The sequence below is a fragment of the Streptomyces sp. NPDC052107 genome (assembly GCF_040680215.1).
In the GTDB taxonomy this organism is placed as follows: Bacteria; Actinomycetota; Actinomycetes; order Streptomycetales; family Streptomycetaceae; genus Streptomyces.
Map to the genome: position 1 here is coordinate 1 of NZ_JBFAWG010000198.1, position 5,132 is coordinate 5,132.

Sequence of the window (5,132 nt, forward strand, 5' to 3'; positions counted from 1 at the left end):
ATCGACCCCACCTTCAACGCCTACCACGTCTCGGGCACGGCCCAGAGCGTCACCGACCCGGTGGCCAACATCACCGCGGCCGCCAACTACGCCGCCCACCGCTACGGCTCCATCGACAACGTCAACTCCGCATACTGACCAGCCCCCCGGGCCGACTGGGGTGGCCGGCCCGCAGGAGCCGGGCGACCTCGGCGACCTTCCTTCCGGATGCGACGAGATCGAGAACCCTGCGGCGGAATTCGGGCGGGTAGCTACGGGGCATCACGGCCTCCGAAGGTTGCTGGATGGTCAATTGTCCAGCAACCCGACCCCATCAGACCCAGGGCAGACCACCCCGATGCCAGGGTTACGATCCTGGCGAAGGAGATCCACCAGCACCACGGCAGTACCACGTAAATACCCGGATGAACTCCGCGAGCGCGCGGTCCGTGAAGTCCGGGCCACCGGCCGGCCCGTCGCGCATGTCGCACGGGATCTCGGCATCCATCCCGAAGCCCTGCGCGGTTGGGTCCGCCAGGCCGAGGCCGATACCGGCGAGCGGGACGACCGGCTGACCACTGCCGAACGTGACGAGTTGAAGCAACTCCGCAAGGAGGATGCGGAGTTGAGGCGGGAACGAGATCCTGGGATGCCTTGACCGCCCACCTGCTGGGATTAGCATCGCCCGGTGAGTGCGATGATTCGGGGAGCCAGCCTGCGCGGGTTCGCGCGCCTCGTCGAGGAACTCGGCGGCGACCCTGGGGAGTTCATGGGTCGGTTCGCGATCCCTGCGCATGCGCTCACCTCCGAGGAGGGGCTCGTCTCGATCACCAGCCACGACCTGATGCTCGACGCGGTCGCCCGTGAGCTTCGATGCCCTGATTTCGGCCTCCGCCTCGCCTGCCGCCAGGATCTCAGCATCCTCGGCCGGCTCGCGCTGGCCATCCAGGCATCGTCGACGGTGGCGGAGGCACTGGAGTGCGCCTCGCGGTTCATGTTCGTGCACAGCCCGGCGCTGAGCGTCGGTGTGGAACCGGATCCGCGGGGGTGCCGTGAGGTGGTCGCGCTGACCTATCGGAAGGATCTGCGCGAGTCGCCGTACTCCCCGCAGGCCATGGAGCTCGGGCTCGGCCTCTTTCACCAGGTGGCGGCGGCTCTGGTCGGCAGCCTGGCCGGCCTTCGAGCGGTGGAGCTGCCGCACCAGCCCCTGTCGCCGGTGTCGCGGTACACCGACTTCTTCGGCGTGGATGTGAAGTTCGGGTGCCCGACCGCCGCGCTGCGCGTGGAACGGCGGCTGCTCGACGAGGAGTTCCGCAGCGCCGACGCGGCGATCCGCCGTCTCGCCGTCGACTACCTGGCCAGTCACCACACCGATCCGGAACGCTTGGTCTCCACACACGTCCGTCGGGCCCTGGCCGGGAGCGTCGGCACCACCCCTCCGGCGATCGGCCACGTCGCGCGGCTCCTCGCGATGCATCCCCGCACGCTGCAACGGCGACTCGCCGCGGAGTCGACCAGCTTCGAGGAGATCCTCGAGGACGTACGGCGGGATCTCGCGCTGCGCTACATCATCACCACCGACCTGCCTCTCGGACAGGTGGCCGCGATGGCGGGCTTCGCCGACCAGTCCGGCCTCAGCCACGCCGTACGACGGTGGCGGGGCGCCAGTCCGAGCGAGGTGCGCCGCCGCGTGTATGGCACCCCCTGAGATTGTCGCGCTGGAACAAATCCCGCCTTGCTCGGGAGGGCATTCTGCTGACCCGACGACGAGAGCGAGGAGCAGCCCATGGCGACAGCCGGAACCGACCACCTGACCGGGATCGGTGCGCGACCGGTCCCCGAGTTCGACGGCGTCCACGACGTGCGGCCGCGCGGCGAACGGCTGCGGGCGGTCCGCGAGGCCGCCGCGGCGTACAAGGAGCGCTTCAAGGCCCAGGGCCAGGTGCGCGCGGTGAAGTCGGTTGACATCGCCGCGGCGCCATACCCGGTGAAGTACGCCTTCCACGACGCCGTCTCGGTGCCCACGCTCCCGCTGATCTCGATGATCAACCGCATGATCGTCGTGCAGTACGACGACTTCGACGGCCGGGCACGCACGCTGGTCTTCGAGCCGACGGTGCCGGAGGGCTCCGCTAAGGCGCCGTTCTACCGCAACTTGCAGAAGGTGACGGACAAGGTTCCCGGCGGCAAGCTGCTCGAGCGGGTGGTGCTGAGGTATTACGCCGAGCCCGGCGACGTGCTGCGCCGACTGGGGCTGACCCCGGACGACATCGACTTCTGCACCTTCGACCACCTGCACGTACAGGACCCGCGGATGATCCTGGGCTCCACCGAGGTCATGGAGGGCGAGGCGGCTCCACGAAAACCGCTGTTCGGCGGGGCGAGGATGCTGGTGCACAACCGCGAGCTCGCGACCCTTAAGTCCCTGCACCCGATGCAGTGGGCGTGGTACGTCGACGGCGGGCTGGACGGCGTCGACCCGGAGAAGTTCGTCACCTTCGACGGGGACGTCGAGCTCGGTCCCGGCGTCGCGCTGCTGTGGACCCCCGGGCACACCGACGGCAACCACTCGCTGGTGCTCAACACCCCCGACGGGGTGTGGGTGTCCTCGGAGAACGGCATCTCGCTGGACAACTGGCAGCCGGAGCTGTCTCAGATCCCCGGCGTACGCCGCTACCACGAGGTCTTCGGCCGCGAGATATGCCCCAACGCCAACACGCTGGAGGACTCGCTGGACCAGTACGACTCGATGGTCAAGGAGAAGACGCTCGCCGACCGTTGCAAGGCCGACCCGCGCTGGCTGCAGATCCTGCCGTCCACCGAGCTGGCCCCATGGAAGCGGTTCTGGCCGGTGGTCCCCACCTACGTCCACGGCGGGATCACCTACGGCGAGATCAAGGGCGGTCGGCGATGAACCTGAACCGTCCCCCCGCCGGCGCGGTAGTCACCGGGGCGGGCCGCGGCCTCGGCAGGCTGATTGCCGCCGCTCTGGTCCAGCGCCGCCACCACGTGCTGGTCACCGACGTCGACGAGGAAGCGGCGCGCGCCGCGGCGGCGGAGCTCGGGCCTGACGTGTTGTGGGCCGCCGTCGACGTGCGCGACGAGGTCCAGGTCGCCGCGGCACGGGACCGCATCGTGGCGGAGGCCGGCCGCCTCGACGTGTGGGTCAACAACGCCGGGGTGCTCGTGACCGGGCCGGCTTGGGAGCAGCCGCCCGACGTACGCCGCCTGATGCTGGAGGTCAACGCGCTCGGCACCGTCAACGGCACCGTTGCCGCGATCGAGGCCATGCGCGGCACGGGCGGACACATCGTCAACGTCGTATCGCTGGCGGGACTGACCGCGGTCCCGGGCGAGGCGGTGTACGCCGCGTCCAAGCACGCCGCGATCGGCTTCAGCCTGAGCACACTCGCCGACCTGCGCCTGGCCGGGATCAAGGAGATCGACCTCTCCTGCGTCTGTCCCGACGGCATCTGGACCCCGATGCTCCACGACAAACTCGACGACCCCGCCTCGGCACTGTCCTTCTCCGGCAAACTGCTCATGCCCGAGGAGGTCGTCGACGCGGTGCGCAAGGTGCTGGACCGCCCACGCCCGGTCACCGCGGTACCGGGCTGGCGGGGACTGCAGGCGCGCCTGGCAGACGCGCTCCCCTCGTTCGGGCTGCGTGCCGTCCCCCTGGCGGTCGCGCAGGGCAAGCGGGTGCAGCGGAAGATGCTGGCGAAGAGACCGTCGGTGTAGAGGGCCCACCCCTGGTCTGATGCGATATCAGTGGCCCGCGCCACACTGGCTGTTCGCCGGTGGATGCAGCAAGGCGGGCGGATGGTCTCAGTTCAAACCGGGCGGTGTCGTTTTGCTACGGTCATTGTCCGGCTCCGCACCTGCCGGGCGAACCGTTTTTTTCCACTGCCTGCCGCGGCGGCTTCTTCCCCACGGCCATCGCAGCAGCCGCACGAGCTAACTGTGCTTGCACCTGCTCGAACGCTCGCGACCGTGACCGCTTCCGTTTATGACTTCGGCTCATACACGTTCAACGCCCCACCGCGCGTTCCGTAACCGCAATACCCCCAAATGGAGCATGCAACTTTGGCCCCGGGCAACGTCATCCGACGACTACCGAGGGGCGAACCCACCCCGAAGCGGGGCTGAGCCGGTGATGATCCGACTGTGCCCCAATAGTCCTGACCCGATGGGGGAGCGGCAAGGACTACGGAACCCGCGTCGTGGCCGCCTGGCCCGACACCGTCGGCGACCTTGCCCTCGGCGCCCCGTCACGGGCGAGGGGCATCGACCAGGAGAACTCAGAACTCCCTGAGACCCCTGTCGGGGAAGGCCGGGCATGGATGGTGGAGATCCTCGGCGTCGACCTCGGGCGACATCGGATCTTCCTGGCTGCGGCAAGGGGACGGTGAGCGCAGACACCCCATGGACCAACCGGATGGCAACTTCATTTCGTGGGACACCGAGGGCCTTGGAACCCACCATGGCGGGTTTCGGCGTGGGCAGGAGCTGGAGCGGATCCGCGCGGTTGCGCAGTCCCGCATCTCCGGCCTGTACGCCTCGCGCGATGCCCGTGTTCGCTCAAGCCAGGCTGTCCCTGATGGCGAACAGGCGGTTTCATGGCGACGGTCCGGGGAGCAAGCCGTATGCGCAGCCAGGGATGGGCACTTCGGACCTGGGCTATGGAACACCTCGGCACCGAACCTCGGCACCGATGCTCACCCGGACTGGAACCCCGAAGCTGCGCGGTCACAAGAACCTCACCGCTCGCATCGACCGGCTGATGCCTGACCTGCCGCCCGGATCGATCGAAGACCAACTCGCACGCCGGGGTCCGCGCGCCGGCACCTGCCCTGACCCCGGGGCGGTCGAGAAGGCCGGCGGCGTATCGAGACCATCGTCCGCCGGCTTGCGTCCAGGCCGTCGCGGATTCGGGGGTGATGCTCGGTAGCCGGGTGAGACGACCCGTCTCCTTGCCCGGAATCCCAGGCGAACAACTGGGCCGAGTTCGTGCCCCTCCACCAGTTCGACACCGAGATTCGCAGCGTCGTCTGCACGACGGATGAAATCGGCAACCCCTGCGGCCGGTTCACGTGGTGTTCTTTGGTGTGGTGGCGGGGCCGCGTGGCTGCCAGTGGGCGGTCATCACTGCG

The 5,132-nt window shown here is 68.8% G+C and carries 4 protein-coding genes; all 4 read left to right on the plus strand.

Going from position 1 to position 5,132, the window contains the following annotated elements; genetic code table 11:
• Positions 1-337: 337 nt before the first annotated feature.
• Entirely contained in the window at positions 338-637 is a 300-nt protein-coding gene (locus AB0M27_RS46600; protein WP_365732271.1) for a transposase, read from the plus strand.
• A 39-nt stretch (positions 638-676) separates the two neighbouring features.
• The gene (locus AB0M27_RS46605) at positions 677-1,687 is read left to right on the plus strand and encodes an AraC family transcriptional regulator (RefSeq protein WP_365732272.1); all 1,011 of its coding nucleotides are present in this window, start codon (positions 677-679) and stop codon (positions 1,685-1,687) included.
• Between the two features lie 78 nt (positions 1,688-1,765).
• A complete protein-coding gene (locus tag AB0M27_RS46610; protein ID WP_365732269.1) occupies positions 1,766-2,893 on the plus strand; it encodes a hypothetical protein in 1,128 nt (375 codons plus the stop codon).
• Complete coding sequence (locus AB0M27_RS46615) at positions 2,890-3,720, plus strand: SDR family NAD(P)-dependent oxidoreductase (RefSeq protein ID WP_365732270.1); 831 nt, start codon at positions 2,890-2,892, stop codon at positions 3,718-3,720. Before AB0M27_RS46610 ends, AB0M27_RS46615 begins: the two co-directional genes overlap by 4 nt.
• The last annotated feature ends 1,412 nt before the right edge of the window (positions 3,721-5,132 follow it).